At 67.3% G+C, this 25,894-nt stretch carries 30 protein-coding genes; 6 read left to right on the top strand and 24 right to left on the bottom strand.

Features of this window, described 5'->3' with window-relative positions; all coding sequences use genetic code 11:
* Positions 1-35: 35 nt before the first annotated feature.
* The 15 genes from AWB66_RS02310 to AWB66_RS02240 are packed head-to-tail and all read right to left on the bottom strand — an operon-like array spanning position 36 to position 14,792.
* A complete protein-coding gene (locus tag AWB66_RS02310; RefSeq protein WP_087628624.1) occupies positions 36-1,262 on the bottom strand; it encodes a beta-ketoacyl-ACP synthase in 1,227 nt (408 codons plus the stop codon).
* Positions 1,262-1,987, bottom strand: coding sequence for a 3-ketoacyl-ACP reductase FabG2 (locus AWB66_RS02305; RefSeq protein WP_087628623.1), 726 nt, complete (start codon positions 1,985-1,987; stop codon positions 1,262-1,264). Before AWB66_RS02305 ends, AWB66_RS02310 begins: the two co-directional genes overlap by 1 nt.
* Entirely contained in the window at positions 1,984-2,466 is a 483-nt protein-coding gene (locus tag AWB66_RS02300) for a hotdog family protein (protein WP_087628622.1), read from the bottom strand. Before AWB66_RS02300 ends, AWB66_RS02305 begins: the two co-directional genes overlap by 4 nt.
* The gene (locus AWB66_RS02295) at positions 2,463-3,674 is read right to left on the bottom strand and encodes a beta-ketoacyl-ACP synthase (protein WP_087628621.1); all 1,212 of its coding nucleotides are present in this window, start codon (positions 3,672-3,674) and stop codon (positions 2,463-2,465) included. The genes AWB66_RS02300 and AWB66_RS02295 overlap by 4 nt, the downstream gene beginning before the upstream one ends.
* Complete coding sequence (locus AWB66_RS02290; RefSeq protein ID WP_087628620.1) at positions 3,671-6,070, bottom strand: MMPL family transporter; 2,400 nt, start codon at positions 6,068-6,070, stop codon at positions 3,671-3,673. Before AWB66_RS02290 ends, AWB66_RS02295 begins: the two co-directional genes overlap by 4 nt.
* On the bottom strand, positions 6,070-6,708 hold the full coding sequence (locus AWB66_RS02285) for a LolA family protein (RefSeq protein ID WP_087628619.1): 639 nt from the start codon (positions 6,706-6,708) through the stop codon (positions 6,070-6,072). The genes AWB66_RS02290 and AWB66_RS02285 overlap by 1 nt, the downstream gene beginning before the upstream one ends.
* Complete coding sequence (locus AWB66_RS02280) at positions 6,696-7,127, bottom strand: acyl-CoA thioesterase (RefSeq protein ID WP_087628618.1); 432 nt, start codon at positions 7,125-7,127, stop codon at positions 6,696-6,698. Before AWB66_RS02280 ends, AWB66_RS02285 begins: the two co-directional genes overlap by 13 nt.
* On the bottom strand, positions 7,124-8,731 hold the full coding sequence (locus tag AWB66_RS02275; protein ID WP_087628617.1) for an HAL/PAL/TAL family ammonia-lyase: 1,608 nt from the start codon (positions 8,729-8,731) through the stop codon (positions 7,124-7,126). The genes AWB66_RS02280 and AWB66_RS02275 overlap by 4 nt, the downstream gene beginning before the upstream one ends.
* Complete coding sequence (locus tag AWB66_RS02270) at positions 8,718-10,418, bottom strand: glycosyltransferase family 2 protein (RefSeq protein WP_087628792.1); 1,701 nt, start codon at positions 10,416-10,418, stop codon at positions 8,718-8,720. The genes AWB66_RS02275 and AWB66_RS02270 overlap by 14 nt, the downstream gene beginning before the upstream one ends.
* Positions 10,415-12,106 (bottom strand): ApeI family dehydratase, encoded by a 1,692-nt coding sequence (locus tag AWB66_RS02265; RefSeq protein WP_087628616.1) that lies wholly within the window; start codon positions 12,104-12,106, stop codon positions 10,415-10,417. The genes AWB66_RS02270 and AWB66_RS02265 overlap by 4 nt, the downstream gene beginning before the upstream one ends.
* Positions 12,103-12,771, bottom strand: coding sequence for a COG4648 family protein (locus AWB66_RS02260; RefSeq protein WP_087628615.1), 669 nt, complete (start codon positions 12,769-12,771; stop codon positions 12,103-12,105). Before AWB66_RS02260 ends, AWB66_RS02265 begins: the two co-directional genes overlap by 4 nt.
* Positions 12,771-13,022: an acyl carrier protein gene (locus AWB66_RS02255; protein ID WP_087628614.1), complete on the bottom strand. Its 252-nt coding sequence runs from the start codon at positions 13,020-13,022 to the stop codon at positions 12,771-12,773. The genes AWB66_RS02260 and AWB66_RS02255 overlap by 1 nt, the downstream gene beginning before the upstream one ends.
* A gap of 10 nt (positions 13,023-13,032) precedes the next feature.
* Complete coding sequence (locus AWB66_RS02250) at positions 13,033-13,329, bottom strand: phosphopantetheine-binding protein (RefSeq protein ID WP_087628791.1); 297 nt, start codon at positions 13,327-13,329, stop codon at positions 13,033-13,035.
* The gene (locus AWB66_RS02245; protein WP_087628613.1) at positions 13,310-14,098 is read right to left on the bottom strand and encodes a lysophospholipid acyltransferase family protein; all 789 of its coding nucleotides are present in this window, start codon (positions 14,096-14,098) and stop codon (positions 13,310-13,312) included. The genes AWB66_RS02250 and AWB66_RS02245 overlap by 20 nt, the downstream gene beginning before the upstream one ends.
* Positions 14,082-14,792, bottom strand: coding sequence for a beta-ketoacyl synthase chain length factor (locus tag AWB66_RS02240; RefSeq protein WP_087628612.1), 711 nt, complete (start codon positions 14,790-14,792; stop codon positions 14,082-14,084). Before AWB66_RS02240 ends, AWB66_RS02245 begins: the two co-directional genes overlap by 17 nt.
* Before the next feature lie 282 nt (positions 14,793-15,074).
* On the opposite strand from AWB66_RS02240, the gene AWB66_RS33560 reads away from it, so the two are divergent.
* Together AWB66_RS33560 and AWB66_RS02235 are read left to right on the top strand one after the other, a co-directional pair.
* Positions 15,075-15,248, top strand: coding sequence for a hypothetical protein (locus AWB66_RS33560; RefSeq protein ID WP_159462869.1), 174 nt, complete (start codon positions 15,075-15,077; stop codon positions 15,246-15,248).
* A 110-nt stretch (positions 15,249-15,358) separates the two neighbouring features.
* Entirely contained in the window at positions 15,359-16,324 is a 966-nt protein-coding gene (locus AWB66_RS02235) for a nucleoside hydrolase (protein WP_087628611.1), read from the top strand.
* Here AWB66_RS02235 and AWB66_RS02230 read toward each other — a convergent pair.
* Positions 16,321-17,001, bottom strand: coding sequence for an alpha/beta hydrolase (locus tag AWB66_RS02230; protein WP_087628610.1), 681 nt, complete (start codon positions 16,999-17,001; stop codon positions 16,321-16,323). The genes AWB66_RS02235 and AWB66_RS02230 overlap by 4 nt on opposite strands.
* A gap of 12 nt (positions 17,002-17,013) precedes the next feature.
* Positions 17,014-17,403, bottom strand: a complete 390-nt coding sequence (locus tag AWB66_RS02225; RefSeq protein WP_087628609.1) for an MAPEG family protein — start codon at positions 17,401-17,403, stop codon at positions 17,014-17,016.
* A gap of 116 nt (positions 17,404-17,519) precedes the next feature.
* On the opposite strand from AWB66_RS02225, the gene AWB66_RS02220 reads away from it, so the two are divergent.
* On the top strand, positions 17,520-17,915 hold the full coding sequence (locus AWB66_RS02220) for a PPC domain-containing DNA-binding protein (protein WP_087628790.1): 396 nt from the start codon (positions 17,520-17,522) through the stop codon (positions 17,913-17,915).
* On the opposite strand, the gene AWB66_RS02215 is transcribed toward AWB66_RS02220, so the two are convergent.
* The 4 genes from AWB66_RS02215 to AWB66_RS02200 all read right to left on the bottom strand — a co-directional run bounded on the left by AWB66_RS02215 (position 17,902) and on the right by AWB66_RS02200 (position 21,203).
* Positions 17,902-18,735, bottom strand: coding sequence for a phosphatase PAP2 family protein (locus AWB66_RS02215; protein ID WP_125469645.1), 834 nt, complete (start codon positions 18,733-18,735; stop codon positions 17,902-17,904). The genes AWB66_RS02220 and AWB66_RS02215 overlap by 14 nt on opposite strands.
* Positions 18,732-19,568 (bottom strand): metallophosphoesterase family protein, encoded by an 837-nt coding sequence (locus tag AWB66_RS02210; RefSeq protein ID WP_087628607.1) that lies wholly within the window; start codon positions 19,566-19,568, stop codon positions 18,732-18,734. Before AWB66_RS02210 ends, AWB66_RS02215 begins: the two co-directional genes overlap by 4 nt.
* Entirely contained in the window at positions 19,565-20,575 is a 1,011-nt protein-coding gene (locus AWB66_RS02205) for a diacylglycerol/lipid kinase family protein (RefSeq protein WP_087628606.1), read from the bottom strand. The genes AWB66_RS02210 and AWB66_RS02205 overlap by 4 nt, the downstream gene beginning before the upstream one ends.
* Before the next feature lie 187 nt (positions 20,576-20,762).
* The gene (locus AWB66_RS02200; protein ID WP_087628605.1) at positions 20,763-21,203 is read right to left on the bottom strand and encodes a CBS domain-containing protein; all 441 of its coding nucleotides are present in this window, start codon (positions 21,201-21,203) and stop codon (positions 20,763-20,765) included.
* Positions 21,204-21,585: 382 nt separating this feature from the next.
* Here AWB66_RS02200 and AWB66_RS02195 point away from each other — a divergent pair, with 382 nt between their 5' ends.
* The gene (locus tag AWB66_RS02195; protein WP_087628604.1) at positions 21,586-22,542 is read left to right on the top strand and encodes a chemotaxis protein; all 957 of its coding nucleotides are present in this window, start codon (positions 21,586-21,588) and stop codon (positions 22,540-22,542) included.
* A 154-nt stretch (positions 22,543-22,696) separates the two neighbouring features.
* On the opposite strand, the gene AWB66_RS02190 is transcribed toward AWB66_RS02195, so the two are convergent.
* The gene (locus AWB66_RS02190) at positions 22,697-22,969 is read right to left on the bottom strand and encodes a hypothetical protein (protein WP_087628789.1); all 273 of its coding nucleotides are present in this window, start codon (positions 22,967-22,969) and stop codon (positions 22,697-22,699) included.
* 301 nt (positions 22,970-23,270) lie between these two features.
* A complete protein-coding gene (locus AWB66_RS02185) occupies positions 23,271-23,615 on the bottom strand; it encodes a response regulator (RefSeq protein ID WP_235020949.1) in 345 nt (114 codons plus the stop codon).
* Between the two features lie 82 nt (positions 23,616-23,697).
* On the opposite strand from AWB66_RS02185, the gene AWB66_RS33940 reads away from it, so the two are divergent.
* Together AWB66_RS33940 and AWB66_RS02175 are read left to right on the top strand one after the other, a co-directional pair.
* On the top strand, positions 23,698-24,144 hold the full coding sequence (locus tag AWB66_RS33940) for a hypothetical protein (RefSeq protein WP_200818917.1): 447 nt from the start codon (positions 23,698-23,700) through the stop codon (positions 24,142-24,144).
* Positions 24,145-24,347: 203 nt separating this feature from the next.
* On the top strand, positions 24,348-25,370 hold the full coding sequence (locus tag AWB66_RS02175; protein ID WP_087628788.1) for a transporter: 1,023 nt from the start codon (positions 24,348-24,350) through the stop codon (positions 25,368-25,370).
* Positions 25,371-25,396: 26 nt separating this feature from the next.
* Here AWB66_RS02175 and AWB66_RS02170 read toward each other — a convergent pair whose 3' ends face one another.
* Positions 25,397-25,864, bottom strand: coding sequence for a nuclear transport factor 2 family protein (locus AWB66_RS02170; protein WP_087628601.1), 468 nt, complete (start codon positions 25,862-25,864; stop codon positions 25,397-25,399).
* Between the last annotated feature and the right edge of the window lie 30 nt (positions 25,865-25,894).

The following is a 25,894-nucleotide window of genomic DNA, read 5'->3' as shown; positions in this document are numbered from 1 at the left end:
GACCACGCGCGACACGCCGCGACGCGCGATACTACTCACGGCGCGCGCCTGAAAATCAGCGACGTATTGATCCCGCCGAATGCGAAGTTGTTGCTCATCACATACTCGGCGTCGATCGCGCGCGCCTCGTGCATGATGTAGTCGAGCGGCGCGCAGGCGGGATCGGGCTGCGTCAGATTGAGCGTCGGCGCGTAGCGGTTGCGCTTCATCATTTCGATGGTCCACCACGCTTCGAGCGCGCCGCACGCGCCGAGCGTATGCCCGACGTAGCTCTTGAGCGAACTGATCGGCATGCGCTCGCCGAAGACCTGCGCCGTCGCGTGGCTCTCCGCGAGGTCGCCGCGATCGGTCGACGTGCCGTGCGCGTTCACATACGCGATCGCTTCGGGCTTGAGATGCGCGTCGTCGAGTGCGAGCTGCATCGCGCGGGCCATCGTCGCGGCGGTCGGCTGCGTGATGTGCACGCCGTCCGAATTGCAGCCGAAGCCCGCGATCTCCGCGTGGATGCGCGCCCCGCGCGCGACGGCGTGCTCGTATTCCTCCAGCACGAGCGTCGCGGCGCCTTCACCGACGACGAGACCGTCGCGCGCGACATCGAATGGACGCGGCGTGAGATGCGGCTCGTCGTTGCGCGTGCTGGTTGCATACAGCGTGTCGAAGACCGCGACCGCCGGTCCCGACAGTTCCTCCGCGCCGCCCGCGAGCATCATCGCCTGCTTGCCCGTCGCGATGCTTTCGTAGGCGTAGCCGATCGCCTGGCTGCCCGATGCGCACGCGCACGACGTCGGCACGATCCGCCCTTTCAGGTCCCAGAAGAGACTCACGTTGACGGCGCTCGTGTGCGGCATCATCTGCACGTAGCTGTTCGACGTGACTTCGCTCATCGAACCGGTCGACAGCATGGTGCCGAACGCGCGTATCGGCTCGACCGATCCCGACGACGATCCATACGCCACGCCCATGCGGCCGTCCGCGATGCTCGTGTCGCCGGTCAGGCCCGCATCGGCGAGCGCGAGTTCGCTCGCGCGCACCGAATACAGCGAGACGGGTCCCATCGAGCGCGTCTTCTTGCGCGGATAGTGCGCGGGCGCGACGAAACCCGGCAGCGGGCACGCGAGCCGCGTATGCAGCGACTCGAAGTAGTCCCATTCGGGCATGCGGCGCACGGCGTTGCGCCCTGCTTCGAGCGCGGCTTCGATCTCGCTCCACTGATCGCCGAGCGCGGTCACGCCGCCCATTCCTGTTACGACAACGCGCTTCATCAGATCATCCCGCCGTTCACGCCGAGCACCTGACGCGTGATGTAGGACGCCGCATCCGACATCAGAAAGCTCACGGCGGCGGCGACTTCGGCGGGCTGTCCGACGCGGTTCATCGGCACGCTTTGCAGCGCTCTTTCGAGCGGCATCTGGTCGAGCATGCCGGTTTCGATCAGCCCCGGTGCGACGCAATTCACGGTGATGTGGCGGCTGGCGAGTTCCACCGCGAGCGCCTTGGTCGCGCCGATCACGCCGGCCTTCGCCGCGCTGTAGTTGACCTGCCCGCGATTGCCCGTCACGCCCGATACCGACGCGATCGTCACGATGCGCCCGCCCTGCTTCGCGCGCACCATCGGCATGGTCAGCGGATGAACGACGTTGTAGAACGCGTCGAGGCCGGTCTCGATGACGACGTCCCAGTCCTCGTCGGTCAGCGCGGGGAACGCGGCGTCGCGCGTCACGCCCGCGCAGCAGACGATGCCGTAGTACGCGCCGTGCGCCGCGACATCGGCTTCGAGCGCGGCGCGGCAGGCGGCGCGCTCGCGCACGTCGAACTGCAGCACGCGCGACACGCCGCCCTGCGCGGCGATGCCGGTCGCGACCGCGTCCGCTTCCGCGCGGCCGGTGCGGCAATGCACCGTCACGGCAAAGCCGTCTGTTGCGAGCTGATAAGCGATCGCACGGCCGATGCCGCGGCTCGCTCCGGTGACGAGAACACGCCGGTTCATGAGCTGACACTTCCTTCGATGAAAGACCGGAAATCGGTCGGTTGAAACACCTTGACGACGGCCTGCGCGCAGCAGACGTCGTCGATTGCGATGGCGCATTCGTACGCGCCGTGGCCCGCTTCGCTGCGCAACAGTTCCGTCGCGCTGACGACGAGCCGCGAACCGCGCGCGAACGACGGCCGAAGCGCCTCGTAGCTGCGCGATCCGAGCAGCACGCCGGGCCGCGCCTGCTCGCCCTTGCGCATCGCGATCAGCGCGACATGCGCCGCAATCGCCTGCGCCATCAGTTCGATGCCGATCCACGCTGGCATCGCGCCTTTCGCATCGGCGTACCAGGCGTCGCCATGAACCGTGGCGTGAGCGCGAAGCGACTCGTCGCTGAGCGCGACGATCGAATCGAGCAGAAGCATCGTGCCGCGATGCGGCAGGATCGTGTCGATCGGCGGGAATGGTCCGGAAGTATCGAAAGGCATCGTCATGCACCGAGGATCAGGCTGGCGTTGCTGCCGCCGAATGCGAACGAATTGCTCATCGCGTAACGCCGACCCGCGACGGCGCGCAGAGGGCGCTCCGTTTCGACGAGATCGAGCGGCGGCAGCGCGCTGTCCGCCTCGCCGTCCCACAGGTGACGCGGCAACGCCATGCCCTCGCAAGCGAGCGTGAGCCACGCGAAGCCGAGCTCGGTTGCGCCGGCCGCGCCGAGCAGATGAGCCGTCAGCGGCTTGGTGCCGCTCGCGGCCACGCCGCCCGGGAAGACGCGTGCCATCAGATGCGCTTCCATCTCGTCGTTCTTGCGCGTGGCGGTGGCGTGCAGATTGACGTAGCCGATCGAGCGCGCGTCGATCTGCGCATCCGCGAGCGCCGCGCGCAACGCACGCTCGGCGCCGACGCCCTGCGGGTCCGGCGACGAGATGTGATACGCATCGCTCGATTCGCCGGTGCCCGCGACGAACACGGGCGCCTCTTCGCGGCTCATCAGGAACACGGCCGCGCCCTCACCCACATTGATACCGGCGCGGTTACGGCTCATCGGATTCGCGCGCGCCGGCGACGTCGATTCGAGCGACGCGAAACCCGCAAGCGTCAGTTCGCACAGCGAGTCGACGCCGCCGACCACGACCGCATCGCAGAGATGCAACTGCAAGAGGCGTCTTGCCGACGCAAACGCCTTGGCGCTCGACGTGCAGGCGGTCGAAATCGTGTAAGCGGGCCCGGTGAGACCGAGCGCCGCCGCCGCGAACGGCGCGGCCGTGCCGATTTCCATCTGCCGATAGTCGAAGCCGTCCGGCATCGCGCCGGTTCGCGCGCGATGCGCGAGCGCCGCCTCCGCCGCCGCGATGCCCGACGTGCTCGTTCCCAGCACCACGCCGATACGATGCGCGCCGAAACGCTCGCGAGCGTCGTCGACGGCGGGCGCGATCTGCGCGAGCGCGGCCAGCAGCAACCGGTTGTTGCGGCAGTCGAAGGCCGCGAGCGCGGCAGGCGGCGCGACGTCGAGCGGCGCGAACACGCGGCCTGCGAAGACGGCGGCGCCGCGTGCGTCATGTGCGTCACGTGCGTCACGATCGGGCAGCGTGCCCATGCCGGGCGCGCTCGACGTGGCGAGCGCGTTCACGATCGTCGGCACATCATTGCCCAGCGCGTTGAGCATGCCGAGCGCGTGCAGATAAACGCGAGGCAGGTTCATGAGAGGTCCCCTCGTTTCGATGGCATGCCGATCGGCGCAAGCATCACCGAGACCGCGATGCCGAGCGCGAGCGTCGCGCCGAAGCTTTGCAGCGCCGGCATCGCGCTCAAGGCGAGCATGCCGAAGGACAGCAGCGTGGTCGCCGCCGAGAGCAGCACGCCCGCCCACACCGCGCCCAGGTCGCCGGCCGCGCGCAACGCGCCTTCGCGCAGGAACACGGCGTAGTTCGCGCCGACGCCGAGCACGAGCATCAGCGCGAGGCAGTTGAAGAGATTGAACGGCACGCGCAGATAACCGAACACAGCGAGCGTCACGCCGATCGCGAGCACGACGGGCAGCGTCGTCGCGATGCCGCCGCGCAGTCCATAGCGCCACGACAGCAACGCGGCGACCAGGAGCGTCGCGCCCGCGAGCCATGCGCCGCTGTCGATTCGATAGGCACCGAACAGTTTCGACACGCTCATGGCCTTGTCGACGAAACTCGCGCCCGGCACCGCGCGCGCCGCCTTGACGAGCGCGGCTTCGTTCGCGGGCGTCACGCCCTGCGGCATGACGACGGCCGCATACGTGCGCGCCGACGCATCCACTTCGCCGAGCCACAGATGGCGAAACGGCCGCGACCACGGTGCGTCGAGCCACGCGTCGACGGTCAGGATCGCGTCGCTGGATCGCGCGGCCGCGATCCATGCGTCGGCGACGTTATCGCGGAAACCCGCTTCGAGGAGCGTCGCGCGCAGCTTCGCGGGATCGTCGAAGAGGCGCTGTGCAAGAAGCGCGCGATTTTCGCGCTGACGCCGCGCGGACGGCACGAACGACGCCGGCGACTGCCAGCCGCGCAGCCGCTCGCCGCCTTGCAGCGCGTCGAGCCGCGCGCCGAGCGCCTCGGCGCGTTGCAGCACGATCTCCGGCGTCTCGCCGCGCACGACGAAGAACTGCGCGCCATCGTCGATGCCCACCGCCGCACGCACCGCGCGCTCCTCGGCCATCAACGCGGGATCGCGCTGGATCAACAGGCGGATGTCGTCGTCGCTCGACAGGCGCAGCCAGCCCGGCACCGCGACGATCGCCAGCAGCAGCGCGAATATCCAGCCGGTGCGTGCGCCGAATGCGCGCCGCCAGATCGCGAGCAGCTTGCCGGCTGCATCGAAGAGGGAGCGCGGGCGATGCTTCGGCGGACGCGGCAGCATCGTCGGCAGGAGCCACACGACCGAGGCGAACGCCGTGAGAATGCCCGCCATCGCGAAGCACGCGATCTGTTCGAGCGCGGGGAACGGCACGCACGCCAGCACCGCGTAGCCGAGCAGGCTCGTCGCGAGCGCGACCGCGAGCGCCGGGCGCACTTTGCGCGCGCCTTGGACCGCGTCCCAGTCGCGCCCGGCGCCGAGATAGACGACGAAATACTGGATCGAATAGTCCACTGCCTCGCCGATCAGACTCGCGCCGAAGACGAGCGTCAGCAGATGAAGCTGGCCGAATACGAGCATCGTCACGGCGAGCGCGGCGACGATGCCGAGTGCGGTCGACAGGAAACCGAGCATGATGAGCCGCGGCGAGCGAAACACCCACAGCATCAGAAGCCCGATGCCGCATAGCGACACCAGCCCGATCAGATGCACTTCGCGTTCCGACGCACTACGCGCGGCTTCGGCATAAAAGACGGCGCCCAGGCGATCGAGCGTGACGTCGGGATGCGCCTCGCCGAGCGAAGCCTTGGCGCGCGCGAGAGCATCGCGCACCGTACGCTGCACGCCCGATTCATACGCCGATCCGTTGAGCGTCGCGGTGACGAGCACGCTGGTCGTATTGCCGCGATGCGCGACGAGCAGGCCGTCTTCGAGTTCGAGATTCGACGTCGCGAGCGGCAGACCGCCGAGATAGCGTTGCAGCCAGCCGAACGGATCGTCGGCGAGCGGCGTCGAGAGGCCGCTGTCGAGCGGGTTGTAGAGACGCTGAAGCAGCGCTTCGCGAGCGACGAACGAGCCGTCCTGCAACGCGGCGCGATCGGCGGGCGCGAGCAGGCCGAAGCGGTACGGCAGATAAAGCGCGCCGATCGACGAGACATCGAAAGGCGGCAGCGTCGCGATCACCGAGCGGAACGCGCCGCTCGTTCGCAGCGTCGCGCCGAGTTGCTTCGCCGCGGCCTTCGCGTGTTCCGCGTCCGGGCTCGTCACGATGAAGACCGTGCGATCGCCGAGCGCGGCGGCCATCTTGTCGGCGGCTTTTTCGGCGACGGGATCGACTTCGGTCGCGGGCAACAGCGCGAGGAGATTGGTCTGCAACGGCGACGGCCCGGCGAAGCGCCAGCCGCAATACGACACCGCGACGAGCGCGAACAGCAGCCACGCGAAACGCATGGTCCAGATCTGTCGCGACGAGGGCCGTTGCAGGATTTCCATCACGGCGCTCCGAACTGCGCGCGTTCAGCCGGCGAGAGTTCGCCCGCCGGCGCGCTGCCGGTGAAGTCGATCTGCGTGGCGTCGCCATTGGCGAGCACGATGCGCAAGCCTTGCAGGAAATCGCCGCCGTTCATGTCGAGACGCCTGACCGACTGCGCGAGTTGCGGCTGGCTGGGCGTCAGTTCGATCCGCCAGTTCGACGGCGTGCCATGCGCCTTCACGTCGAACTGCGAATAGAGACCGGACAGATCGCCGCCGAGCATCGCGCGCATCATCCGCGACACCTGCGCCGCGCCGCGCGCGTCGTTGCCGCGCGCGGCGCCCGGCTGCCCGTTCGCTCCGATCTCGCGCATGCCCGCATCGGTGATCGCGTAAGTTGCCTTGTACGGCGTCTCGACGTGCCAGATCACGCCGCGCTCGCGCACGAACAGGATCGAGCCCGTGCTGACGAGCGGCGCTTTCATCGCGGCGAGCGTGCGCGTCTGCTTGAACTGCGCGCGCACGCCGCCCGTTTCGGCCAGATGTCGCGCGACACCGGAGACGAGCGCCGCGTCCTGCGCGGTTTCTGCCGCCCACGCGCCGCCCGCGAGCGACAACGCCGCCGCCGACACCGCGATCCAGCGCGTCAGCGAGCCCATGCGCGCTCCAGCTTCTCGAACACGACCGGCGGCGACACGAACTGAAGCTCGCGCGTCGCGGCATCGACCGCGACCTGGATCGTGTGTCCGCGCGTGAGCCGAACGCCCGTCGCCGGATCGACGATCTCGTAGCCGATCTTCAGGCGGTTCTCGAACTCCAGCAGTTGCGTGCGCACTTCGATCTCCTGGCCGTACACGGCCGGCCGCACGTACTTCAGATGCGCCTCGACGATCGGCCACAGATAACCCGACGCCTGCATCTCGCGATAGTCGTAGTCGAACGCGCGCAAAAGCGCCGCCCGGCCGATCTCGAAGTACTTCAGATAATGTCCGTGCCAGCAGACGTTCATCGCATCGACGTCGTGAAACGGCACTTCGACGCGTGCGCTGGCGGCGAGCAAACGTTTCTCGCCGATCATGCCGCGCCTCCGTGCTCGCCAGCGGCTTCGGCATCGACCAGTCCGCATGCCGCGATTCGCGCCGTCAGCGCGCGCAGGTCGCTTTCCAGCGCGCGGTCTTCGTCGACGAACGCCGAGGCGCGCGTCACGCTTTCCATGAAATCGCGCAGCGGCGCGGGCACTTGCGTCGCGCCGTCGATCCGCAAGCGCAGACGCGCCGCCTGCACGGTCGCGAGCGTGTGCGCCGCCGCGACCTGCTCCGTGAGTTCGAGCACGCGCAGACAGTCGCGCGCGGCGATCGTGCCCATGCTCACCTTGTCCTGATTGTGCGACTCGGTCGAACGCGAAAACACGCTCGCCGGCATCGTCAGCTTGAGCGCCTCGGCCGTCCACGCCGACGACGAAATCTGCACGGCCTTGAAGCCGTGGTTGACCGGCGCCCGCTCCGCCGTCGCGCCCGACAGATTGCGCGGCAGACGGTTGTTGAACTTGTCGTCGACGAGAAGCGCGAACTGGCGGTCCATCAGGTCCGCGAGATTCGCGACGGCGGTCTTGAGCGCGTCCATCGCGAACGCGATGTGGCCGCCGTAGAAGTTGCCGCCGTGCAGCACGCGTCCGGTGTCGGGATCGATCAGCGGATTGTCGTTCGCGCTGTTGAGCTCGTTCTCGACGTCGCGCCGCACCCACGAGAGCGCATCGCGCGCCACGCCGATCACATGCGGCGCGCAGCGAATCGAATAGCGATCCTGCAACCGATGACCGGGCGAATCGGCGCGGCCGGCGAGATCGTCGCGAATCCATGCCGCCGCTTCCGCCTGGCCGGCGTGCGGCTTGACTTCGAAAAGAAGCGCGTCGAAATGCGCCGCGCGGCCGTCGAGCGCGACCGTCGCAAGCGCGGTCAGGCGCGCCGCGAGGCGGCTCAGGTGCGACGCGCGCGCGAACGCGAGACACGCCAGTCCGGTCATGACGGCCGTGCCGTTCATCAGCGCGAGACCTTCCTTCGGCGCGAGCTGCAAGGGCGCATGACCGAGTTCGGCCCACACGCCGCGCGCGTCGCGCAGACGTCCGCGATACAGCACATCGCGCTCGCCGGCGAGCGCGGCCGCGACATACGAGAGCGGTGTCAAATCGCCGCTCGCGCCAACCGACCCTTCCGCCGGAATGCGCGGCAGCACGCGATGATTGACGAGATCGGCGAGACGTTCGAGCAGCACCGTGCGCACGCCGGAAAACCCGTAAGCGAGCGAGTTGAGGCGCGCGGCGATGACCGCGAGCGCCTCGGCATCGTCGAGATGACGGCCGAGGCCGCAGCCGTGATAGCGCGTGAGGTGCAGCGGCAGCGCCTCGATCAGCGCGTGCGGCACATCGACCACGCAGGCGTCGCCATAGCCGGTGTTCACGCCGTACACGGTCCGTCCTTCGGCGAGATGCGTGCGCAGGAATTCGGCGCCGCGCTCGATGCGGGCACGCCACGCCGGATCGGCGTTCAGCGCGACGGGCGCGCGGTGCTGCGCGATGCGGACGATGTCTTCGATCGTCATCCTGCGCCCGCCGACGACGATGGCGGCAACGTCGGCAATGGCGGCGGCAACGGACGTCGCCGTGGTCAGATCATGTTCGGCCATTCGCGTCTCCACCGGGACGCGCCCAGAAATCGAAGAAATTGAACCATTGATAAGGCGCCTTGCGGCAATAGTGTTCGAGGCGTTCGGCGTAACGCTGCGTCCACCCGGCGAGCCGCTCGGCGCGCTCGCGGCGCGGCAGTTCGATGCGATCGGCGAACGGCTCGAAATAGAGGTGATAGCCCGTGCGTTCCTTCAGGCAGAAGAACAGATACACCGGGCAGCCCAGCGCGTGCGCCAGGATGTAAGGCCCTTGAGCGAAAGGCGCGGGCGCGCCGAGGAACTGCGCGTCGGTGGTGCGCCCGGCGTCGTGCGCGGGCACGCGGTCGCCCACGATGACGAGCAGTTCGCCCGCCTCGACGCGCGACTGCATCATGAGCGCCGTCTCCGGTCCGAAGTCGCTCACTTCGACAAGACGCGCGGAGAAATCGTCGTTCGCCGATGCGAGCACGCTGTTGAAGCGGCGCGCATGGCCCGTGTAGACGATCGCCGTGACCTTCGCGTGCGCGCCGCGCACAGCGAGCGCGCGCGTCATTTCGAGGTTGCCCAGATGCGCGCCGATCACGAGCGCGCCGCGTCCGCTCGCGACGAGCGCTTCGAAGGCGGCGGGGTCGTCGAAGGTGATGTCTTTATCGTTCACGCGGCCCGTCCACGCGCCCAGCTTGTCGAAGCCCGATTGCGCGAACGCCAGCATGTGGCGATACGCCGAGCGCCATCCCGGACGCGGCAGGCTGTGTTCTGGCGCGCTCGCGCGCAACCGCGCGAAGTAGCGCGCCGACGCGCCGCGCGCCGCGTGTCCCGTCAGCAGGAAATACGCGACGACCGGATGCAGCCACAGCGCGGTGAAACGGCGTCCGAAGATGCGGCTGCTGAGCGCGAGCAGCTTCATGCCGAGATGACTGCCGCGCTCCGCGATGCGCCACCAGTCGCTTGCGCCATCGCGCGGTTTTGGCAGCAGTTTGCGCGCGAGAAGCAGCGGCAGCCGCGCCAGCATTCCCGCGACGAGGCGCGTATGCGCGGCGCTGATGCGCACGTTGTCCCAGAGCACGTCGAAATGCGACACGCCGTCGGCCGCGTAGGTGACGCGCGTCGGGATGCCGTGGAACGCGAGGCCGCGCCAGTGCAGCCGCACGAGAATCGCGATGTCGAAGTCCATGCGCGTCGGCAGGTCGACCGAGTCGATCAGCGCGCACGCGGCGTCGAGCGGATACAGGCGAAAGCCGCACATCGAATCGCGGATCGACAGCGACAACGTCTCGATCCACACCCACACATGCGTGACATAGCGCCCATAGAGCCGTGAAGCGGGCACGCTTTCGTCGAAGACCGGCTGGCCGAGGATCACGGCTTGCGGCGCGGCGCGGGCTGCGTCGACGAAACGCGGGACGTCGGCGGCGTCGTGCTGGCCGTCGGCGTCGATTTGCAGCGCATGCGTGTGGCCCGCGCGCCGCGCCGCGCGCAACCCCGCCATCACCGCCGCGCCCTTGCCGCCGTTGACCGTCAGGCGCAAGAGCGTCAACGCACCGTCGTGATCCGCCGCGAGCTGCGCGAGCACGCGCTGCGTGGGCTCGTCGCTGCCGTCGTCGACGACGATGATCGGCAGTTCATGCCGCCGAAGCTGCGCCACGGTGCCCGCGATCGCGTCCTTGTGGTTGTAGATCGGAATGACGATGCACGCCGAGAAGCTCATGCCGCGCTCCCATAGACGATCGCGCCCGACGCGCACTCGCGCGCCTCGGCGCCCCGGCCGAGCCGATATGCGAATTGCACGCGGCCGCGCGCCGGATCACGCGACAGGCGCAGCGCGAGCAACGCGCCGGGTCCGACCGGCGCCGTGAACTTGAGTCGGTCGATCGACGCGACATCGCGCGTTTCGTCGAAGCACTCGGCCGCAAGCCGCACCGCCCAGTCGAGCTGAACGACGCCCGGCAGGATGGGCAGGCCGGGAAAGTGTCCGGCGAAGTGTGCGAGTCCGGACGGCACGCGCAACTCCAGCGAGCACGCGTCGCCATCGCGGCAGGCCGACAGCAATTCGAAGCCCTCCGCGCGCGCGTCGAACGCGGCGGCGATGGCGGCGGCAGGCGTTTTCCCGCGGGCGTCGCACGGCAGCGCGAGCGGAAAGCGCCAATGGCGCGGCAGCACGACGAGATCGAAATAGCCAGCGAGATGACGACGCAACGCTTTCGTCAACGCCACGCGACCGTGAGCCGCGAGCGCCGCGTGACCCTCGCCGGTCAGCGCGACGACGGCGCCCGCGCGTTGTCGCGAGGCGTTCTGAAGCACGGAGACAGCCGCGCGCGCCACATACGGATGCAGCGCGAGACGCGCTTCGAGTTCGGGCAGCGAGACGCGCTTGCCGTCGAGCTTGACGACGCGATCCAGCCGGCCGTTCAGTCGGAAGCGGCCATCGGCGTCGAAGTCGACGGCGTCGTCGGTGCGATGCCAGTCGTGGTGGCCGAGATGCGGCGAACGCACGAAGAGCGCGCCGTCCGTATCGCGCTCGACCGCGATGCCGGGAAGCGCCTGCCACGCGTCCGACCGGTCCTGCCGGCGCCACGCAATGCCGCCCGTCTCCGTGCTGCCGAACACTTCGAGCGGCGCCGCGTCGAACGTGGCGCGATACGTGCGCGCGGTATCGGCATCGAGCGGGCCGCCCGACGAAAAGAATGCGCGCGGGCTGCGCGCGAGCGACGCGAAGCCTGTCATCGACGGCCAGCGCGCGAGTTGCGCCGGCGTCGATACGACGATTCCCGCGTCGCAGGCGGCAAGACGCGCGTCGAGTTGCCGGGGATCAAGGCAAAGCGCGCGATCGAATGGCCGGCCCGCCGCGAGCGGCCAGAACACGCGAAACAGCAGCCCGTAGATGTGATGATGCGGCACGCTGCCGAGCACGGTGGCATTGCCCGCCAGCGCGCCCCATTGCGCTTCGAGCGTGCGAACTTCGGCGTCGAACTGCGATAGCGTCTTGCGGACCGGCTTGGGCGTGCCGCTGCTGCCCGAGGTATAGAGCGTCAGCGCCGCGTCCGCGTCGATCGCATGGGCCGTTTCCGGCGCGATGCCGCCTTGTAATCCGGCAAGGTCGGCATCGGTGATGATCGCGTCGCAGTCTTCGGAAAGGCTCGCGAGATAGTCGGGCGAATGCGATGCGGGCACGACCGGATGCTTCGCGCAGGCAAGGAGCGCGAACATCGCGCAGGCGAAGTCGAAGGGATCGTCGATGCACAGCGCGTAGCGCGCTTCCGTTTGCGCGCGCCACGCGGCGGCGAGCGCGAAGACGCGCGAGCGGAACGCCGCGCGATCGAGCGTGAGCGCGCCGTCGAGGCAGACGGGCGTGTTGCACGCGTCATCATCGAGCAAAAGATCATGCAGCGCGATCATGCCGACTCCGAGCGCACGGCGCGCGGCAGCACGGCGAGATGCCGCCACGCAAGCTCGCCGAGCAGCAACGCGCCGATCACCCCATACACGATCCCGCCGTTGTACAGCGACCACGCCGCGCGGCTCCACTGCAACGCGGTGTACGCGGAGAACGCCGCGTTGCACGCAAAGAACGCGCACCAGATCTGCGTGACGCGCAGCGTGTGACGCACGCCGCGCGCATCGAGTTGCGGATTGCCGAGCCGCGCGAACTTTTCGATCATCGATGGGCCGCGCACGAGCGTCGCGCCGAACGCGACAAGGAGGCCGAGATTGACGAACGACGGGTAGAGGCGCATCAGCCGTTCGCTGCCGGTCAGCACGATCGCGACCGACACGCCGCTCAACAGCGCGGCCACGCACCAGTCGAGCGCGGTGAGCCGGCGCAGCGACATCGCGACGACGCCGCGCCCGAGCCAGCGCTGCATCCACAAGAGCGCAAGCAGCAGCGCGCCGATGAGACGCGGCTTGTCCCACAGCCAGGCGCAGAGGATCATCGCGGGATACGCGACGGCGAGCGCGCACCGCGCCGCGCTCAGCGCTGTATCGGCGAGACGGGAGCGCGTTCGATCGTGCGCGGGCTTGGCCGTCGTGCGACCGCCGGTCCGCGAATGCCCGACCGGCATCAGTCCTGGGCCGCGAGCAGCGACTCGACCGCGCCGATCACGTCGCCGACGGTCCGCACGGCCTTGAACTCTTCCGGCTTGATGCGCCGGCCGGTCATTTCCTGCAGCTTGATGGCGAGATCGACTGCGTCGATGCTATCGAGATCGAGGTCTTCGTACAGGCTCGCTTCCGGCGTCACGCGAGCCGGCTCGATCCCGAAGTTGTCCTGGAAAATCGCGCGGATGCGCTCAAGAATTTCGTCCCCGTTCAAGATGTTCTCCTCAGGCTGTTTTAGTTGTTGCGGCAACGCCGTCGTGCGTGCCCCGCTGGGTCTCGATCAACGCCGCGAGCGTGTTGATCGAGCGAAAATGGTCGCGCGTGCGCTCGCCGTTCGCTTCGATCGTGAGAGCGTAGTGCTTGCGCAGCACGATGCCGATTTCGAGCGCATCGATCGAGTCGAGTCCGACGCCGTCGGTCGAAAAGAGCGGAGCGTCGTCGTCGATATCGGCGGGCGTCAGGTCTTCCAGATCGAGTGCCTCGATCAGCAGCGTTTTCAGTTCAAGTTTTAAAGAATCCATGGTCCAGAAGGCGCTGGTTGATATGTGTCTCGACGGCTTGAGTAAGCGCGCGCGCGGCGATCGCCGTGCTCGCGTGTTGCGCGGCGATCGCGGCCGCGTTGATCGGCTCGAGCACGTTGAGCCGCAGGCGAAACGGACGCGACGGTACGTGATACCAGCGCATCTGCTTCGTGAACGCGGGCGGATCGCAGTCGATGAGCACGGGCAGAATCGGCGCGTCGGCCTTCAGCGCGATATGCGCGAAGCCGCGCGAGAACGCGTGAAGCCGGTTCTGCGCGGGACTGCGCGTGCCTTCGGGAAAGATGATCATTGTGTAGCCGGCGCCAAGCTGACGCGATGCCGACTCGACGAGTTCGGGCGGCGCCGCGTTGCTCACGTATTCGGCGGCGCGCACGATGCCCCAGAAACACGGATTGCGCCAGTGCGCGTGCTTAACGACGCAGCATGCCGAGGGCGTCAGCGCCAGCAGGACCATCACGTCGAGATAAGTCGGGTGGTTCGCGACTACGATCATCGGCGCGCCCGTGCGCAAGGCCGATCCGTTGGTGATGTCGAGCCGCATCACGCCGAGCTTTTGCAGCGCGGCGACGAGCGTGCGAAAGAAAACGTGGATGATCGCCGTGACGGCGCGCTGGCGCGACACGCGATGCGGCCAAATCGAAGCGAACGGGAACACGAGCACCGAAAACAACAGCCCGCAGACGCCGAACACGACGAAGCTCGCCCCGGTCGCCAAGAGACGCCAGATGAAGTCAGCGCGAGCCGGCATGCCAGCTCCATTGCCAGACGTCGCTCGTGCTCGCGGATGGCGCGCGCCATTGCGCCGCCGTCTTCGATTCCAGGCAATGCCTGAGCGCCTCGGCTTGCGTGGCGAACGAGGCCGCAGAAGGGGACGGCGCCGCTTCATGCGTGCGCGTGCATTCGATGTGCTGCGCGGCCCGGTCGTCGAGCAGGATGGCAAGCGCGCCGCTTGCTGCATCGTGCCCGGCGCCGTAAATCGGATCGGCCGGCTCGTCCGCATACACGACGAGCACCGGCGACGACGGAGCGGTTGCAAGCTGCGCGTGCGCTTCGAGAAGCGCGAGTCCGAGCGTTTGCTCGCCTGCCGACAGCGCGCTCGCGGGCGCGCGTTCGCCGCGCGAAATGCCGAGGACGCCGGTCATGGCGTTGAGTACCGAGAGGCTGAAGGCCGTCGGCGAGACGGATTCGTTCTCGGTGATGGCGTGAAGGATGTCGGTCGTGCGCTTCAGTTCGCCGTGCCGCGATGCGAACACGACCCGGATACCCGCATCCGTGGAGGCTTCCGTCTGCGCGGGCAGGCAGTCGTGCGCCACCTTCAATGCGCTGCGCGAGAGGCTGCTCAGCCGCCGGCGGACCATCGGCTCGATGAAGCCGACTTCCGCTGCGCCCGCGACTGCAAACGACCAACGGGCAACGGGAAGGGTCCAGCGCATAGCTTGCATATCGCAGGAAAAGGATCAGGCAACAGGGGTTTTGCGTCAGCCAGAACCGGCACCCCAGCCAAAAATTTAATGGATCAGCGCGATGGCGGAGCGGCGCCCGCATACGGTCGACGCCGGCGAATAAAGCGCAGATGCACCGGTTTACGGCTCGCTTTGCCCGATCTTTAGATAAGTCTGCTTATAAAATCGACGGCTTTCGCGGGCCTTAAACCTCGGGCGGACGTGCATCATACTGAAGAACGCCGGGCAAGTCAGCCAGAATGCGGGACGGGCGTCTCGCGGGTGCGACACGGCTTGTGCAATTGCGCGGATGCTGCCAGCGGCTTCGCCCGGCTACTGCGGCGGCGGACCGAGATCGGCGGCATCGGCACGAATCCCGGCCGCGCGCTGGCGCTTTCCGGCGCGCGGGTCGACGCCGATCTCGTCAAGGCAGCCGCGCCCGGTGCGCCGAAGTGAAGGCCGGGCCGCGTGCCGAAAGCGTCAGCGGCGACGGACAGAAGCTGCTGCATTTCCACTCACTTTTAACCATTAGATAGGCATTACGAATCGTTATTCGGGAACCCGCCATGCCCCTCCACAAAGTCATCTACGACACCGATCCCGGCATCGACGACGCCATGGCGCTCGTTTTTCAGGCGCTGCATCCGGAGATCGACCTGCTCGGCATCACGAGCGTGTTCGGCAACGCGACGATTGACACCACCACGCGCAACGCGCTCTATCTGGCGCAGCGTTTCGCGCCGGGCGTACCGGTGGCGCGCGGGGCCGCCGCGCCGTTGCAGTGCGCGGCGCCCGTGCCGCTCGGCTGGATTCACGGCGACGACGGTCTCGGCAATATCGAATTGCCCGAGCCGGATCACGGCAAACTCGACGCGCGGCCGGCGCATCGTTTCATCGTCGAGACGGTGCGCGCGCATCCCGGCGAAGTCACGCTGCTCGCGGTCGGGCCGCTGACGAATCTGGCGCTCGCGCTCGCCGACGATCCCGGCATCGCGCATCGCGTGAAGGAAGTGGTCATCATGGGCGGCGCGTTCGGAATACGCGGCGTGCTCGGCAACGTCACGCCTGCCGCCGAGGCCAACGTCCACTGCGACCCCGAAGCCGCCGACATCGTCTGCGGCGCGCCCTGGAAGCTCTCGATCGTCGGACTGGACGTCACGCACGAAACCGTGATGACGAACGCCTTCCTCGCGTCGATCCGCGACCGCGGCGGCGAGCCGGGCCGCTTTGTCTGGGACATTTCGCGCCACTACGAGCGCTTTCATTTCGAGAGCGACCGGATCGAAGGCATCTACGCGCACGATTACTCGGCGGTCGCGTACCTGCTCGCGCCGCATCTGTACGAGACGCGCAGCGGTCCGGTGCGCGTCGTGACGAGCGGCATCGCGACCGGGCAGACGATCCAGAAGCCGTCGGCGATGCACGTCGACGCACCCGACTGGGACGGTCGTCCGGCGTGCGCGGTGTGCGTCGGCGTGGATGCTCCCGCCGTGCTGAACCTGTACGAAAGTACGCTCTGCGCTGGCGCCTAGGACGCCGCCGCGAGCCGCTGGCCGAGCCACTCGCGCAACGCCTCGATCTCTTCGAGGCAAACCGAATGCGGCATCGGATACGCGTGCCATTCGACCGGACAGCCGGCCGCCAGCGCGAAATCGCGCGCGGCTTCGCCGAGCTTGAGCGGCAGCACGTCGTCGGCGGTGCCGTGGGCGGCGAAGATCGGCGTGTCGCGGTTGGCGGCGCTGAACGACGCCTCGATCAGGCTCTTCGACGGCGCGTAGCCCGACAGCACGATCAGTCCCGCGAGGGTGTCCGGGTGCGTGAGACCGGCCGTGTAGGTCATCGCGCCGCCCTGCGAAAATCCCGCGAGGAAAATCCGCTCGGTCGGAATGCCGCGCGCGTTCTGCGCCTCGATCAGCCGCCGGATCGTGGCGCACGATTCCAGGATGCCCGCCTCGTCGACGCGCCGCTCGATGCCCTCGAACGACAGAATGTCGTACCACGCGCGCATCACGTAGCCGTTGTTGGCGGTCACCGCGATCTCCGGCGCGTTCGGAAACACGAAGCGCACGGCGGGCGCGTCGGACAGACGCAATTCGGGGATGAGCGACACGAAATCGTTGGCATCGGCGCCGAGGCCGTGCATCAGGATGACGGCGAAGGTCGGGTTCGGCGCGGTCTCGATTTCGATCGTCGGTGGCTGGTCTGTCATGGGGTTCCTTGTTCAAATGATGGGTACGAGCACCAGAATGATCCCCGCGAGCGACGCCAGCCACACGAGCGAGCGCAAGAACGGCACGCCCGCCGCGTAGAGCGGCACGTAGATCACCCGCGCGACAATATAAAGCAGCGCGCCCCAGTGCGTGAGCGCGCCTTCGCGTCCGGCGACATGCGCGATCAGGATCGCGGCGGCGAACACGGGCAGCGTCTCGAAGAGATTGCTCTGCGCGCGCATCAGGCGGCCGGTGAGCTTGCGAGGCGGCGGCGCGGGCGCGTCGCGCGGACCGGCGTTGTAGCCGATGCCCGTCTCGCCATTGCGCAAGACCGCGGGCAGGAGCACCTGGACGAGCGCGAGCACGAGCGTCCAGGCGAGAACCGTCAGTTCGAAGCTCATGGAATCTCCGGGTGGCGAAAGTGAATGGCGAGGCAGCAAGCGGCGTGCGCGGACATCATGCCATCGCGGTTGCGATCTCGCGTGTAGTCTTGTTTCTTTCACCCGGAGAACCGCCGATGCGCACACTTCCACTGCGGCTCGTCCCCGGCGACGATCTGCGCTCGACGCTCGAAGACATCGCCCGCACGCGCACGCCCGGTGCCGCGTTCGTGCTGCAGGGCATCGGCAGTCTGAGCGTCGCGCAACTGCGCTACGCGGGCGCCGACGATCCGGCCGAACTGCGCGGCGACCTCGAAATCCTGACGCTCGCCGGCTCGCTTTCGCCGGATGGCGCGCATTTGCACATGTCCGTCTCCGACCGCGACGGGCGCGTGTACGGCGGGCACGTCGCGAAAGGCTGCATCGTTCGGACGACGGCGGAAATCCTGGTCGCGTGTCTCGAAGAACACCAGTTTTCGCGCAAAACCGATCCGGCGACGGGCTTTCCCGAATTGGTCGTCAAGCCGCGCTAGGGCGTCGGCGCCTTCGCCACACCATCCGCGAGACCTCGATGCTGACGATGCACGCGACGAGCCACGCCGTCCCCGATGCGAAACCCGCCAGCACGTCGCTCGCGAAATGCACGCGCAGGAAAACGCGGCTGCACGCCGTCGAGAACGCGACGACCGTCGCCGCCACCGCGATCGGCACGTGCCAGCGCGCGGGCGTCGTGCGCACGAGCACGTAGGCGATGATCCCGTAGGTCACGAGCGAGCCGGACGTGTGGCCGCTCGGGAAGCTCCAGCCGGCCGCCGTCGCGATCGACTGATCGTGAACCGGTCGCACGCGCTCGAAAATGTGCTTGAGCGTCTGGTTGAGCAGGCCGTTGCCGGCGATCGCGAGCACCACGCCGAGCGCAAGCAGCCGCCGCCGCGCGATGAACAGCGCCGCCGCGCCGCCGACGCACCACACGGTCAGCACCCACGGATCGCCGAGATGCGTGATCCACGCAAACGCGCGGATCACGCCGGGCGCGACCGATTTCCCGATGGCATCGGCGAACGTCTGGTCGAGCCGGCCGAGTTCCTCTTCGGCGCCGAGTTCGTCGGCGATCGCGGCGAAAAGCGCCGCCCCGCCCGCGATCACCGCGAAACTCACCGCAAGCTGGATGACGAGCAGCGTCTTCGGCGCAATGCGGCTGTCGTCGCGCGGCACGCCGTAGCGCAGCACGAGGCGCCATGCGAGCGGCACCGCGACCACGAGCGCGAGCAAAGCGATGCCGAAGCCCGCGAGCGCGTGCTCGCCCGCGAAGCGCGCGAGCGTGTCGGGGTCGACGCGGCCGAGGGCGCTCATGGCGTCGCGCAAGCCTGACGGGCTTCGTCGAAGACGAGTTCGTGATGCGTCACGCGCCCGAACGCGCCGCTCGCTTCCGCGAAATCCCAGCGCTCGACGACCGCGCGCCGCGGCCCGGGGTCCGTCTGATCGTAGCGAATCAGGTTCACCGAATTGTCGATCGTGCCGCGCACCCGCGCCGACACCGCCGTGCCCGCCTGCACCGCCCACATCCGGCGCGGCAAATTCGCGAAAGTATCGTGCAGCGGCAGCACGTAAGGCAGATGAATGTGGCCGCCCATCACGAGATCGGCGCCTGCGCGCGCCCAGCGCTGCACGGCGCGCGCGCGCCCGTGCAGCAGGTTCGCCTCGTCCTGCGCGCGCGTCACCGCGACCGGCTGATGCGTGACCACGATGCGCAACTGCGCGGGCGTCGCGCGTTCGAGCCGCTCCGCGACGCGCCGCACCTGCTGCATCGACACCTCGCCGTCCTTGTGGCGATAGGGCCGCGTCGTATTCAGCGCGATCACGAGCAGCGCGGGCGAGTCGAACACCGGTTCGAGATCCACGCCGAACACGCGCTGATGGTTCGCGTACGGACGGAACGCGCGCGCGAAGAGGTTGAAGAGCGGAATGTCGTGATTGCCCGGCACGACGAGCGTGGGCGTGGCGCCAAGCCGGTCGACGAACGCGCGCGCCGCGAGAAATTGCGCGCGGCGCGCGCGCTGCGTGAGATCGCCGGACATCACGACGAGATCGGGCGGCATCGAATCGACGAGACGCAGCAGCGCATCGACGACGCGCGGCCGTTCAGTGCCGAAATGCGGATCGGAAACCTGCAGCAGCAGCGTCATGAGCGATTGGCTTGGGCGATGTCGGGCTCCGGCTTGAGCAAAAAGAGCGGTTCCGGCGCGACGTGGAATTCGAGCGGCATGTTAAGCCATGTCACTTCGCCGTCGGTCGCGATCTTCACGCGGCGGCGGCGCTTGCCCGGATGCGTCACGGTGATGCGGCGAAACGTGAAGCTGACGACGTTGTCCGCGTCGGAAAGACGGCCCGCCGCGCCGCGCAGCGTGAGCGCGATCTGCGCGAGCCGGCCGAGCGCGCGCGGCGCGATCGCTGCGAGCAAGCCTTGTTCCAGAAGCGGCGCCTCCTTCATGCCGATCTGTTCCAGCTGCAGCCGGTTGTTGCCGACAAAGAGCGTCGAAGTGCGGATTTCGCGCCGCTCTCCGTCGTGGTCGATGTGCAGCCGAAGATGGCGATGGCGCCGCAGCAGGGTCGCCATCGCGGAAAAGAGCGCGATCAGGCGGCTGCGGCCGAACTGGCGCTTGTAGACTTCGCGGTCTTCGAGGAGCTTCGGATAAAGGCCGAGACTTGCGTTGACGAGAAACATGCGGCCGTTCACGACGCCGACCTGCACCGGATAGGCGCGCGCGGTGAGCAAAAGGCGCGTCGATGCTTCGAGATCGGCGGGAATGCCGTGGTCGCGGCTGAAATAGTTGAAGGTGCCGCGCGGCAGGACGGCGTAGGGGCAGCCGCTGCCGAGCGTCGCTGCGGCGACGGCGCAGAGCGTGCCGTCGCCGCCCGCGCCCACGACCACGCCGTTCTGTGCGATCGCGTCCGCGACCGCGCGACGCGCGGTCGCGCTGAGGTCGGCGGGATCGTCGACGAGACGCAGTTCATAGCGGCGTCCGGCGGCGCCCAGTTCGCGGTCGAGGATCGCGCGCGTCTCTGCGCTCTGCTTGCGGCCGGAACCCGCGTTCATGACGATGAAAAACGGGGCGTCGGCGGGGATCGTGAGGACGGGGGCGCGCGCGGGAGCCTCGTCGCGCGGTGCGGCGGGCGTGTCTAGCGGGGTCATCGGGCGGGCGCCTCCTCGTGCAGAACGCGCCGCGTTTTCCGGGTGAATCGCGACGCGGCGCGCGCTTCATGCGTCGCAGCCAGTATAGGAGTTGCTTACAGTTTGCTTGGTTCCGGGAGCGAAGAAATGAGCCGGGCGCATGGCGCGCCCAGGCTCAGATAACCCGCAACGGCAGGCGCCGCACGCCCTACGTATGCTCCCCGCGAATATAGAATTCGAGCTGCTGAATGGTGAACTGCTGCTCGGAGATGATGTTCTTGACCAGATCGCCGATCGAGATCATGCCGACGAGCTTGCCGCCGTCGATCACCGGCAAATGGCGCATGCGCTTGTCTGTCATGAGCGCCATGCAGTCGTCGGTGGTCTGGTCGAGGCGCACGTAGCGCACCTGCGACGTCATGATGTCGCGCACCGGCGTCTGCTTCGACGCGCGGTCCATCAGCACCACCTTTCGCGCGTAATCGCGCTCCGTCATGATGCCGACGATCTCTTCGCCCTCCGTGACCACCACCGCGCCGATGTGCTTTTCCGCCATCAGCTTGATCGCGTCGTACACCGACGACGTCGCGGCAATCGTATAGACCGTCTGTTCGGGCTTCGAATTCAGAACCTGTGCGACAGTTGCCATCGAGCGCCTCCGGTTTGACCGCACGGCACGCATCGGCCGATGCGCGCTTGTCCCATGCATAGTGCTGTTTCTTCTTCGGGATCGCCACTTCTCGCCACCGCTCGCCGCGGTAAGCGTCGGTGCGCGCCGGCAATTTACGCCCCGATTACCCCGACTATTCAAAAAGTATAGATCAGAGACCCCTCGCGATGTGCGCCACCGCCCGCAACGCCGGTTTGCCGCCGGTCAAGGCGCGGCGCGATTTCGTGTCGAACATGCCTTCAGTTTCGCAGAAGTCTGCCGCTAATCAGCAATCCAGCGCCGTACACCGGGCGATGGCACGCAGACGTACACACATGCCTGGACGCGCACGCCGCTTCCCGGCGACGATCAGGGGCAAAGAGTGAGCAATTCACAGCACGACATCGAGCAGCGCGTCCGGCTCGCCGGCAACAACATGTTCGAGCTGCTGCTGTTCCGGCTGGGCGAAGCCCCGGATTCGGAGCAGCGGGAGCTTTACGGCATCAACGTCTTCAAGGTGCGCGAAATCCTCGCGATGCCGGCCATCACCGCCGTGGCGGGCGCGAACGACGAAATTCTCGGCGTCGCGGACATTCGCGGCCAGATCATCCCGGTGATCGACCTGGCGAAAGTCACCGGCTGCCGTCCGAAAAACGGTCCGAAGATCCTGCTCGTCACGGAATTCGCGCGCACGACGCAAGGTTTCGCCGTCGAGGAAGTCGACGATATCGTGCGGCTGGAGTGGAATCAGGTGTTGTCGGCGGAGTCGCATTCGAGCGGCAGCACCGTGACGAGTTTCGCGCGCCTCGACGGCAATGTCGACGGCTCGCGGCTCGCGCAGGTGCTCGACGTCGAGCGCATCGTGCGCGACGTGCTGCCGTCGCAGGACGCCGACATCACCGAGGAAAGCACGGGCCGCGTGAAGCTCAAGCCGGGCGCGAAGGTACTCGCCGCCGACGACTCGGGCGTCGCGCGCAGCCTGATCGAACAGAGCCTGACCGCGATGGGCGTGCCGTTCGTGATGACCAAAACCGGTCAGGAAGCGTGGAACGTACTGCAAAGCGCGCAGAAAAAGGCCGAAGCCGACGGCACCGCCGTGAGCGACCAGATCGCGCTGGTGCTGACCGATCTCGAAATGCCGGAAATGGACGGCTTCACGCTCACGCGCCGCATCAAGGCGGACGCGGCCCTGCAATCGATTCCGGTCGTGATCCACTCGTCGCTGTCGGGTTCGGCGAACGAGCAGCACGTGCGCAAGGTCGGTGCGAACGCCTATGTCTCGAAATTCGTGGCGGCCGAACTGGCGTCGGTCATGCGCGAGGCGCTCTACGGCACGTAATTGCGCGAACAGCGCGCCGGAACCGAAGCCGAACCGAAGTTGTAAACGCGCCGACGCCCGGTGCAGCGAGACCTCGTGAGTCTCCTGCACCGGGCGTCGGTTCGTTTTCACGACGCGCCCGGACCGGCGGATACCCGGTCGGGCGCGGTTTCGATCAGTGACCGAAGTAGATCGAGTTCGTGTCGCTGGCTTGCGCGCGGCTGCCTGCCTGGCTCAGCGTGTCACGCGAACCGCCGTACGCGCGGGAGTCGCTGCCGCTCGTTGCCTGTTCAGCGGCGATGGTCTGTGCGCTCGGGCCTTGTTGCGAAGCCGGTGCGCCGACTGCCGGACGATACGAAGGAGCCGGACCGTAGCCGCTGGCGAAAGCCGGCGCTGCGAGGGTGGCGGAAGCTGCGATCAGCAAGGTAGCGAGAAGATTGCGTTTCATGGTGTTCTCCAAAGGCGTTTGACGTTCGTTTCAGAAGACGCCGCAGCAGGCTTGCTTGAAACTGTGTGCTACGTCGATGAAATGCAGTGTATACCCCTACTATCGGATTTTTATCCCCATAAGTTTCAATTCTCTTTTCGGGATAAACCAACAATCAATCTGGCACCGAAAGGCGCAATCGGGCGCTAAGGCACGCCGCTCAAGGCTTCTCGCGGATCGGGCCGACAGGTTGGTTGACGGGGGCAGAACAATCGCGGCGCAGGTTTTTCTGTGCGCCGCGTCGTGGAGAGCGGGGAGGCGGCTAGTGGACGAGCCGCTGGATGAGGTGAACCAGTGCGCCGGGCGTATTGCCCTTCTGGCAATAACCGTCGAAGCCAGCGCGCAAGCCTTGCGTGCGCACGTAATCTTCGCCCAGCGCGGTAAACGCGATGATCCCGACGTTGCGAGTCGGCGGAATACGTCGCAAGACGCGCGCGGTGGCGAAACCGTCGTGCTCCGGCATGCTGATGTCCAGGACGATCACGTGCGGAATCCACCCGTCGATCGCGTGGAGTGCGTCGACGCCGCTCAGCGCATAGCGGGTGTCAAGGCCATCGGCGGCGAGCGCGGCGGCGAGTCCTTCGGCGCTCGCTTCGTTATCGTCCACGACGAGAACGCGCCAACGCTGCAAATCGACGTCGACACTTCGATTCGTCCAGAGGACGCAAGAAGACTGAAAGACTGAATGCATGAAACGCCCGGAAGAATCACCTGAGCCACGGGAAGCAGATTTCGCGCCCGGATCGGGCATCGCGCGGGCGTTCGCGGCCGTGGGGCGCTCAGGCGTCGTCTTTCTTGTTCCGCCGGCGCTTGACGGGCGCTTCTTCGCTGGCGCGAAGTCGCGCGTTCGCCTGCACGAGCAGATCGGCGTCGCGCTGGACGAGCGCATGTTCGAGCGCATCGATGGCACCACGCAATGCCGCCTGCTCGGCTTTCCCGAGGCTCACCGGCCCCCGTTCGACGACACGCTTGGCCTCCTTTTCGAGGCGCTTGTGCAGTTTCGCGCCCAACCTGCTGTCGATGGCCTGCTCGCGCATCAACTCGGTGATCGCCATGGCAAGCCGTATCAGACCGGCCGCGCTCGTCTGCGTGGGCTCGTCGATCTCGTCCTGAATATCCACGTTGGTTCTCCGTAAAGCGGCAAACGCGGGGCAATCGCGCGTCGCGTCATCGTAGTAGATCAATATGACAGTCACGTCAGCGATTCAATATGCACGATTTCACCGACGCGCGCAGCAATCGACACGCGCAATCCCGGCAATCCGGCGGCGAACCGATGGCACACTACGGCTCTGAAGGCGTTCCGAACCACGGCATCATCGACCATTCCAAGCCCCGCATGCAATCCGCCACGATCCAGGCAGCGCCATACGGCTCCGACTTCTCCGGCCTCGTCTGCGGCTTTCGCTTCGTCGCCGACGAACCCGGCACGCCCATCGATTCGAGCGGCGTCGTCGAATGGCTGTCGCGCGCGGATGCCGCGAAGGAATTTCTCTGGCTGCACTTCGACCTCGCGAACAGTTCGAGCGAGCGCTGGATGCGCGCGCGGCTCGACCTGCCCGACGCTTTCTTCGACACTCTGCGCGACGGCTCGCATTCGACCCGCATCGAGCATCAGGAAGGCGCGCTCATCGCCGTCATCAACGACGTCATCTTCAACTTCGAACTGACGCCCGCCGAAATCGCGACGCTCTGGGTCTACACGCATCAGAGACTTCTCGTCACCGCGCGGCTCAAGCCGCTGCGATCGGTCGACACGTTGCGCGAATCGGTACGGCGCGGCGAAGTATTCCGCTCGCCCGCCGAACTGCTCACGCACCTGTTGCGCGACCAGGCCGACCTGCTGGTGCAGATCGTGCGGCGCACGAACGTCGAGGTCGACGGTATCGAGGATCGTTTCCTTTCGATGCGCGCGCCCCCCAGCCGCTCCGACCTCGGCGCCATGCGGCGCGTCCTCGTGCGCCTGCAACGCCTGCTCGCGCCCGAGCCGGGCTCCGTGTTCCGCCTGCTCGCGCGGCCGCCGCGCTGGCTGCATCTGCACGACGTGCAGGACCTGCGCGACGCGACCGAAGAATTCTCGCTCGTGCTCGGCGATCTGGCCGGACTCGTCGAGCGCATCAAGCTCTTGCAGGAAGAAATCGGCACGCGCATGGACGAGCAGAGCAACCGCACGCTCTTCACGCTGACGCTCGTCACGGTGCTCGCGCTGCCGATCAACATCGTCGCGGGATTCTTCGGGATGAATGTCGGCGGCATTCCGTTCGCCGAGAATCATCACGGGTTCTGGCTGATGGTGCTGATCGTGGCGAGCTTCACCGTGCTCGCCGGATGGTGGCTGTTCCGCCGGCGACGCGATCGATAGCCGATTGCTGGCTCGTCGCTAGTGGGTCACAGCCCGAGGTCGCTCAGACCCGGATGATCGTCCGGACGGCGGCCGAGCGGCCAGTGATACTTGCGTTCCGATTCCTTGATCGGCAAGTCGTTGATGCTCGCATGCCGGTGCGTCATCAGGCCCCCCTCGTTGAACTGCCAGTTCTCGTTGCCATAACTGCGGAACCAGTGGCCGGAATCGTCATGCCATTCGTAGGCGAACCGCACCGCAATGCGCGAACCGTCGTGCGCCCACAGTTCCTTGATCAGCCGATAGTCGAGTTCGCGCACCCATTTGCGCTGCAGGAACGCTTCCACCGCCGCGCGGCCGTCGACGAATTCCGCGCGATTGCGCCAGCGTGTGTCCTCGCTATACGCAAGCGCGACGCGCTTCGGATCGCGGCTGTTCCAGCCGTCTTCGGCCAGACGCACTTTCAGCTTCGCGGATTCGAGATCGAACGGCGGGAACGGCGGTTTGGTTTCCATGGCGCATCCTCGTTACGGGTTCAGTGGCGA

This window comes from Caballeronia telluris, assembly GCF_001544495.1.
GTDB classification, from domain to species: Bacteria; Pseudomonadota; Gammaproteobacteria; order Burkholderiales; family Burkholderiaceae; genus Caballeronia; species Caballeronia telluris.
Note: the sequence above shows the minus strand (reverse complement) of the source record. Positions and strands in the feature narration are given on the sequence as shown.

Coding starts and splice junctions, on each gene's coding strand:
- AWB66_RS02285 (WP_087628619.1), bottom strand. CDS start 6,708: ATGGGCTCGCTGACGCGCTGGATCGCGGTGTCGGCGGCGGCGTTGTCG.
- AWB66_RS02280 (WP_087628618.1), bottom strand. CDS start 7,127: ATGATCGGCGAGAAACGTTTGCTCGCCGCCAGCGCACGCGTCGAAGTG.
- AWB66_RS02300 (WP_087628622.1), bottom strand. CDS start 2,466: ATGACGATGCCTTTCGATACTTCCGGACCATTCCCGCCGATCGACACG.
- AWB66_RS02305 (WP_087628623.1), bottom strand. CDS start 1,987: ATGAACCGGCGTGTTCTCGTCACCGGAGCGAGCCGCGGCATCGGCCGT.
- AWB66_RS02230 (WP_087628610.1), bottom strand. CDS start 17,001: ATGACAGACCAGCCACCGACGATCGAAATCGAGACCGCGCCGAACCCG.
- AWB66_RS02200 (WP_087628605.1), bottom strand. CDS start 21,203: ATGGCAACTGTCGCACAGGTTCTGAATTCGAAGCCCGAACAGACGGTC.
- AWB66_RS02260 (WP_087628615.1), bottom strand. CDS start 12,771: ATGCCGGTCGGGCATTCGCGGACCGGCGGTCGCACGACGGCCAAGCCC.
- AWB66_RS02170 (WP_087628601.1), bottom strand. CDS start 25,864: ATGGAAACCAAACCGCCGTTCCCGCCGTTCGATCTCGAATCCGCGAAG.
- AWB66_RS02190 (WP_087628789.1), bottom strand. CDS start 22,969: ATGAAACGCAATCTTCTCGCTACCTTGCTGATCGCAGCTTCCGCCACC.
- AWB66_RS02225 (WP_087628609.1), bottom strand. CDS start 17,403: ATGAGCTTCGAACTGACGGTTCTCGCCTGGACGCTCGTGCTCGCGCTC.
- AWB66_RS02310 (WP_087628624.1), bottom strand. CDS start 1,262: ATGAAGCGCGTTGTCGTAACAGGAATGGGCGGCGTGACCGCGCTCGGC.
- AWB66_RS02215 (WP_125469645.1), bottom strand. CDS start 18,735: ATGAGCGCCCTCGGCCGCGTCGACCCCGACACGCTCGCGCGCTTCGCG.
- AWB66_RS02290 (WP_087628620.1), bottom strand. CDS start 6,070: ATGGAAATCCTGCAACGGCCCTCGTCGCGACAGATCTGGACCATGCGT.
- AWB66_RS33940 (WP_200818917.1), top strand. CDS start 23,698: ATGAAACGCCCGGAAGAATCACCTGAGCCACGGGAAGCAGATTTCGCG.
- AWB66_RS02295 (WP_087628621.1), bottom strand. CDS start 3,674: ATGAACCTGCCTCGCGTTTATCTGCACGCGCTCGGCATGCTCAACGCG.
- AWB66_RS02245 (WP_087628613.1), bottom strand. CDS start 14,098: ATGCCGGCTCGCGCTGACTTCATCTGGCGTCTCTTGGCGACCGGGGCG.
- AWB66_RS02220 (WP_087628790.1), top strand. CDS start 17,520: ATGCGCACACTTCCACTGCGGCTCGTCCCCGGCGACGATCTGCGCTCG.
- AWB66_RS02250 (WP_087628791.1), bottom strand. CDS start 13,329: ATGGATTCTTTAAAACTTGAACTGAAAACGCTGCTGATCGAGGCACTC.
- AWB66_RS02175 (WP_087628788.1), top strand. CDS start 24,348: ATGCAATCCGCCACGATCCAGGCAGCGCCATACGGCTCCGACTTCTCC.
- AWB66_RS02205 (WP_087628606.1), bottom strand. CDS start 20,575: ATGACCCCGCTAGACACGCCCGCCGCACCGCGCGACGAGGCTCCCGCG.
- AWB66_RS02265 (WP_087628616.1), bottom strand. CDS start 12,106: ATGATCGCGCTGCATGATCTTTTGCTCGATGATGACGCGTGCAACACG.
- AWB66_RS02275 (WP_087628617.1), bottom strand. CDS start 8,731: ATGGCCGAACATGATCTGACCACGGCGACGTCCGTTGCCGCCGCCATT.
- AWB66_RS02240 (WP_087628612.1), bottom strand. CDS start 14,792: ATGCAAGCTATGCGCTGGACCCTTCCCGTTGCCCGTTGGTCGTTTGCA.
- AWB66_RS02270 (WP_087628792.1), bottom strand. CDS start 10,418: ATGAGCTTCTCGGCGTGCATCGTCATTCCGATCTACAACCACAAGGAC.
- AWB66_RS02210 (WP_087628607.1), bottom strand. CDS start 19,568: ATGACGCTGCTGCTGCAGGTTTCCGATCCGCATTTCGGCACTGAACGG.
- AWB66_RS02235 (WP_087628611.1), top strand. CDS start 15,359: ATGCCCCTCCACAAAGTCATCTACGACACCGATCCCGGCATCGACGAC.